3 protein-coding genes are annotated in these 6001 nt (G+C 55.7%); 2 read left to right on the forward strand and 1 reads right to left on the reverse strand.

Annotated features, from left to right (window positions below; translation table 11 throughout):
• The first annotated feature begins 17 nt into the window (after window positions 1-17).
• On the forward strand, window positions 18-2423 hold the full coding sequence (locus tag GOW31_RS20040; RefSeq protein WP_171172520.1) for a glycogen/starch/alpha-glucan phosphorylase: 2406 nt from the start codon (window positions 18-20) through the stop codon (window positions 2421-2423).
• A complete protein-coding gene (gene glgB, locus GOW31_RS20045; protein WP_254441779.1) occupies window positions 2420-4630 on the forward strand; it encodes a 1,4-alpha-glucan branching protein GlgB in 2211 nt (736 codons plus the stop codon). Before GOW31_RS20040 ends, glgB begins: the two co-directional genes overlap by 4 nt.
• Before the next feature lie 149 nt (window positions 4631-4779).
• Here glgB and GOW31_RS20050 read toward each other — a convergent pair whose 3' ends face one another.
• Entirely contained in the window at window positions 4780-5790 is a 1011-nt protein-coding gene (locus GOW31_RS20050; RefSeq protein ID WP_171117872.1) for a carbohydrate kinase family protein, read from the reverse strand.
• Window positions 5791-6001: the final 211 nt, after the last annotated feature.

Below are 6001 nucleotides of genomic sequence, written 5' to 3' on the forward strand. Positions count from 1 at the left end.
GCAGGATGGAACAGACCATGAAAGATATCTATGAACCCGGGTCGCTGACACAGGCAATCGACTTTCATCTTGCCCATAGCGTTGGCAAGACCCCGGACACGGCCTCCACCACGGACTGGCGCCTCGCGCTGTCCCGCGCGGTGCGCGACAAACTGATCGCACCGTGGTTCGAAGCGACGAACCGTACATATGCCAAGGACCGGAAGCGGGTTTATTACCTGTCGATGGAGTTTCTTTTGGGGCGCATCCTGGAGGACGCGGTCAACAACCTCGGGCTTGAGGATGATGCACGCGAAGCACTGGCGAAACACGGCATCAGCTTTGCCGATGTGGTAAACGACGAACCGGATGCCGCATTGGGCAATGGCGGTCTTGGCCGATTGGCCGCCTGCTTTTTGGACAGCCTGAGCTGTCTCGGTATTCCCGCATATGGCTATGGCATCCGTTATGCGCATGGTTTGTTCCGGCAGTCCTTCGATCAGGGCAAACAGGTAGAAATGGCAGAGGACTGGCTGCGCCACCAGCACAATTGGGAATTCGAACGCTCGGAATGCCTCTATGATATCGGCTTTGGCGGTGAGGTCATTGAGACGGGCGCACAAGCCAAATGGAGCCCATCCGACATCGTGATGGCACAGGCTTATGACACGCCGGTTGCCGGTTGGCAGGCGCGCTGGACAAATACGCTGCGGCTTTGGTCCGCTAAGCCCAAGAAGATTTTTGACCTCGATCCGTTCAACCGCGGCGAATACATGCAGGCCGCCGCACCCGAGGTGCTGGCGGAAACGATTTCGCGCGTCCTTTACCCCGATGACAGCACCGAAACAGGCAAGGCATTGCGCCTCAAGCAGGAGTTTTTCTTTACCTCCGCCTCGCTTCAGGATCTCTTGCGCCGCTTCCTGACGCACAATGGCGATCTGCGCGCGCTGCCAACCAAAGTTGCGATCCAGATGAATGATACCCATCCGGCAATCGCTGGCCCCGAGTTGATCCGTCTGCTGTCAGATGTGCACGGGTTGAGCTTTGACGATGCGTTCGACACTGCGCAGAACACATTGCACTACACCAACCACACGCTGCTGCCCGAGGCATTGGAAGCGTGGGATGTCGGGCTGATGGGCAGTATCCTACCGCGTCACATGCAACTGATCGAACGGATCGATGACCGGTTGAGCCGGGACGTTGCAAAATCAAATACCAGCGCCGCCCCACGCATTGTCGAAAACGACGTGGTGAACATGGGAACGCTTGCCTTTACGTGTTCGCGCAGGGTCAATGGGGTCTCGGCCCTGCATACGGACCTGATGAAGCAAACCGTCTTCAGTGATCTGCATAAGGTCTATCCCGAGCGAATTCTCAATCAGACCAACGGTGTAACGCCGCGTCGGTGGCTGCATGGATGCAATCCGGGTCTGCGGGACTTGCTAAACGAAACCATCGGAACGGAGTGGGTTTCAGATCTTGAGCAGCTGGAAAACATCGCGCCATTGGCGGATGATCCCGCCTTCCGCAAGCGCTTTATGGCGATCAAGCAAGACAACAAACGCAGGCTTGCGGATTGGGTCGCCGAAAACATGAACCTGCAGATTTCGCCCGATGCGATGTTCGACATTCAGATCAAGCGGATTCACGAATACAAACGCCAGCTGATGAATGCATTTGAAACCGCAGCCCTTGCCAATGCGATCCGCCGCGAACCGGATGCGGATTGGACACCCCGGGTCAAATTCTTTGGCGGTAAGGCGGCACCAGCGTATATCGATGCCAAGAACATCATTCGCCTGATCAACGACATCGCACAATCGATCAATTCTGATCCGGTGATCGGCGACCGACTCAAGGTGGTCTATCCGCCGAATTACAATGTATCCTTGGCTGAGATGCTGATCCCGGCGGCGGACCTGTCCGAACAAATATCAACTGCTGGCAAAGAAGCCTCCGGCACCGGAAACATGAAGTTCGCGCTGAACGGTGCGGTTACGATCGGCACGCTCGATGGTGCCAATGTGGAAATCTGCGACCACGTGGGGGCCACCAACATCTATATCTTCGGGATGACCGCTGCCGAAGTACATGCCGCGCGCGAGGGATATGTCATGCAGGACTATATCGACCGAAGCCCGATCCTGAACGAAGTCATCGAGCAAGTACGCACCGGGTTTTATTCGCCCGGTGATCCGACGCGTCACTGGCCGGTGCTCGAAAAGCTGTTGCGGGACGACTATTTCATGGTCGCCGCCGATTTCGATGCCTACTGGGACGCGCAGCGCAGGGTCGACGGCGGCTTTGCCAACAAAGACGCGTGGGCGCGCATGGCCGTTCTCAATACCGCATTGTCCGGTTGGTTCTCGTCCGACCGTACAATCCAGGGCTATGCGAAAGACATCTGGGGCATCGACTCGCTTGCAGGAGAGACAGAATGACCACAATCAGCTATTCCCCCGCCTTTGACTCTGCCACTGCCGAAGCGTTGCTTGCAGGTTCGATGAGCGATCCGTTTTCGGTTCTTGGCCCTCACAAAAACGGGCGGCGCTGGAGTGTTACCGTGCTGATCCCGGGCGCACTTAGTGTCGAGGTCCTGGATGGCAAAACCGGCAAGGTTGAGGCCGAGTTGCATCGCCTTGACGGGCGCGGGCTGTTCTCGGGTTTTGTCCGCAAACCCGTGGCGGCTGGCGCCTATCGCCTGCGTGCCCGAAATGACAGCAATGTCTGGGAGCAGGATGACGCCTACAGGTTCGGGCCGGTACTCGGCGAGATGGATGAGTACCTGATCGCCGAAGGTGCACATCTGCGCCTGTGGGAAAAACTCGGGGCCCATCCGCTGGAGCATGATGGCGTAAAGGGCGTGAACTTCGCGGTCTGGGCCCCGGCCGCAAGCCGTGTTTCCGTTGTGGGCGAATTCAATCTATGGGACGGACGGCGAAACGTAATGCGTGCACGGGGCACGACCGGGATTTGGGAGATCTTTATTCCCGGCCTGGGCGAGGGTTCGCTCTACAAATTCGAAATCCGTGATGCGCAAGGAAACATTCTGCCGCTCAAGGCCGACCCGGTCGGCTTCGGAGCAGAGCATCCCCCCGCCACGGCGTCGGTTGTGCGCGATTTAGACGGATATGAATGGAGCGATGACGCCTGGATGACTGAACGCGCGGATCGCAATCGCCACGACCGGGCTATTTCGATCTACGAAGTCCACCTGGGGTCGTGGCGGCGCAAGGTCGAGGACGGCAACCGCCCGCTTAGCTATCTCGAATTCGCCAAGGAATTGGTGGATTACGTGCGCGACATGGGGTTCACCCACATAGAGTTGATGCCTGTGTCCGAGCACCCGTTCGACGGCTCGTGGGGGTACCAGCCCATTGGTATGTTTGCTCCGACAATTCGCTATGGCACCCCGGACGAATTCCGGGAATTCGTGAATGCATGCCATATCGCGGGCCTTGGAGTGCTGCTCGATTGGGTGCCGGGGCATTTTCCGACCGACGCGCATGGATTGGGTCAATTCGACGGGTCCGCGCTTTACGAGCATGCCGACCCGAAAGAGGGCTTTCATCAGGACTGGAACACACTGATCTACAATTACGGGCGACGTGAGGTGCAGAACTATCTCTGCGCCAACGCGCTCTACTGGCTCCGGGAGTTTCACATCGATGGGCTGCGCGTAGACGCAGTCGCGTCCATGTTGTACCGGGACTATTCCCGCAAAGAGGGCGAGTGGGTGCCAAACGAACATGGCGGTCGCGAAAACCTTGAGGCGATCGCCTTTCTCAAGCGCACGAACGAACTTGTGTACGACGCTGATTCTGGCATCATCATGGCGGCCGAAGAAAGCACGTCATTTCCAGGTGTCAGCCAACCCACAGACCAAGGCGGGCTTGGATTTGGATTCAAGTGGAACATGGGGTGGATGAACGACACGCTGCAATACATGGCGCGCGATCCCATTCACCGGTCGCACCATCATCATGAAATGACTTTTGGCCTCACATACGCGTTCTCGGAGAATTTTATCCTACCCATCAGTCATGACGAAGTTGTGCATGGCAAGGGCTCGATGATCTCCAAGATGCCGGGCGACGGGTTCGACAAGTTTGCTGGGCTACGGGCCTACTACGGCTTCATGTGGGGCCATCCGGGCAAGAAACTCCTGTTCATGGGGCAGGAATTTGCACAGGGCGAGGAATGGTCTCATGAACGATCCCTCGACTGGCACCTACTGGATCATGAATGGCACCGCGGCGTTCAGGCATGGGTGAAGGCGCTGAACAAGTTCTACGCCCAAACACCATCGCTGTTCGAAACTGATTGTATGGCCTCCGGCTTCTACTGGCTTGAAGTCGATCAGTCCGATTTGTCCGTCTACGCATGGGTCCGCCAGAGCGATGAAGGCAAGGATCCCGTGATTGTTGTCTGCAACATGACGCCGACACCTCGCGACGGATTCAGGCTGGGTGTGCCTAATTCAGGCCACTGGGAAGTTGTCCTGAACAGTGATGCTGCAGAGTTTGGAGGAACAGGCCACGGTTGGGGCTCCTATGAGAGTGAAACGGTTGCATGGAGCAATCAGGATCATTCAATTTCTATGCACCTACCGGGTAATACGACGCTGTTTCTCAGGCAAAAGGGATAACGGTGCTGTTTCTGGCCCAACTGGCCCAAAGGTGCGTATTCGGACAATATGAGGACCACAATAAGAACGCACAATATAGCAGCCACTCGAAACGCTGTTCACGAACTGGGAAGAAGCGGGACATAGTCGCCTCTAGTCTGAACGATTTTCTATGGCGGGATCCGCGGAACTGAGATTGTTTTGAGTCCATCGGTGGCAGTATGCCCAGACAAGCAGGCGGCGGCAGCTTTCTCGCCAAATTTGAGACAACTCTCAATAGGCCAATCTTCATGGAGACCATGAATAACGCCGGAGCAGAAAGCATCTCCCGCACCCACAGGGCTGATGATTTCTTCAGCAGGTATCGGATCAGGCGCGAAGGCAATTTCAACCTCTGTTTCACAACATACGATTTGTGTTGGGCTATGTATTATTACCGCTCGATTGACCCCACCGGATTTCAGAAAGCGAGCTGCTTTCATCATTTCGTTGGGATCAGATTTTTGCGTGAGATTTATGCCTGTTGCCGCCTCAGCTTCGAGTTCATTCGCGAACAGAAAATCGATTTCGGGAAGCGTCTTTGACACAATATCCGAGTAGGTGTCGGACCTGAACGATGCGAGGTCAACGCAAGTCCTCACGCCTTTGGCGCGGGCAACTGACAACAGCCGTGCGGCTCTAGTTTTTCCCTCTGGCAGGATCTCATCCAGTCTGTCTAGTAACGTTAAATAGCCAAGATATAATAGCTTAATACCGGCGTCCGATAGCTCATCAATATTAACCGACGCCGCATCAAATAAACTGTTAGCGCCTCGGTGGTGAAAAAAGGTGCGGCTGTCACCTTGTACGTTCATCACATGCGTCTGGGATGTTGTTGCACGTGTTGTTCGCAGTAGGCCGTCTAAAGGCAACCCCGCTTCTGCGCTTAGACGCAAAACTTCGTCGCCCAATGCGCCTGCGCCTATCAGACCAATTGGAATTACCGGATAAGACACGTCCATGGCTTTCAGTCCCAAGGCTACATTGGCGGGTCCGCCGCCAAGGTCGACATGCTGGGTTTTTATGAGCGCCAGCCCCGACTTTTCAGGCCAATGCGAAATTGAGTGAACTGTATCAAGTATCCAATTGCCAGCACATGCAATGCCTTGTCTTACTTTTTTGGGCTGAATCGGCTCGAGCACGATGTGTTCCTACATAGAAAATGATGCTGCCTTGAGAGTATCAGACCTCCTCAAGCCTCGCACTCTAAAGCCACACCACCGGTGGGCTTTCCAGTGACTCTTAAGCTTCAGATTTGCGCGGCATAAGGTAAATTTGAGAACGGCGGTGAGAAAGTCGACCACGGTAGCGGCGGGATGATCTTGCTGCGGGCGGCGTAAAAGTCGTCCATCT

The sequence above is a fragment of the Ruegeria sp. HKCCA0370 genome (genome assembly GCF_013033705.1).
Lineage (GTDB): Bacteria > Pseudomonadota > Alphaproteobacteria > Rhodobacterales > Rhodobacteraceae > Ruegeria.

What these genes read in the sequence shown, in the direction of transcription:
- GOW31_RS20040 (WP_171172520.1), top strand. Translation starts at nt 18, where the DNA reads ATGAAAGATATCTATGAACCCGGGTCGCTGACACAGGCAATCGACTTT.
- glgB (WP_254441779.1), top strand. Translation starts at nt 2,420, where the DNA reads ATGACCACAATCAGCTATTCCCCCGCCTTTGACTCTGCCACTGCCGAA.